Below are 700 nucleotides of genomic sequence, written 5' to 3' on the forward strand. Positions count from 1 at the left end.
AGAAGAACAGCTCAATCTGAAGAACATCAAAAAATCAGCGTGGCTGACATTCAAAGAGTTTCTCCATGAAGTGAACCACACGCTGATGAATGACTTTGTTTCCATGCCGAATGATGAAATCAACCGTTACATGAAAATGGAAAAGTTACTGGAAAATAAAATCTCCCGTCGCTTTAAGGTGCGTCGCTTGGAAATCAATGATTTTGGGTATCTCATGGAACATCTTTACGGCAGGGACGGTATCGCTTATGAAGATTATGAGTACCAGCTACCAAAAAAAAAATTGAACAAAGAAACGCTGATAAAATACTACGACCTTATCCGTCCGACAAGGTGTGTGATTGAAGAAAGCCAGCGGTATTTACGCTTGGAACATGAGGACAAGGAAAGTTATGTGTCCTATTTTACCGTCAATGCGATTGTCGGCGAGCTTGATTTTCCGTCGTCTGAAATCTTCTATTTCCAGCAACAGCAATTCACATTCCCCGTCGATACTTCTATGAATGTAGAAATCGTGGAGAACCGAAAAGCATTAACAACCGTCCGCAATAAGAAAAAGGAATTGAAAGACCTTGACAATCACGCTTATCAAGCAGGAAGTGAAACCAGCTCAAATGTGGTGGACGCATTAGACAGCGTGGACGAGCTGGAAACCGATTTAGACCAGAGCAAAGAAAGTATGTATAAGTTAAGCTACGTT

1 pseudogene is annotated in these 700 nt (G+C 41.3%); it reads left to right on the forward strand.

Annotation, left to right across the window (positions count from 1 at the left end):
- A pseudogene (locus WKT11_RS19825) lies at nt 1-700 on the forward strand (ATP-binding protein); the annotation flags it as partial.

It is taken from the genome of Blautia sp. HCN-1074 (genome assembly GCF_037890165.1).
In the GTDB taxonomy this organism is placed as follows: domain Bacteria; phylum Bacillota; class Clostridia; order Lachnospirales; family Lachnospiraceae; genus Blautia_A.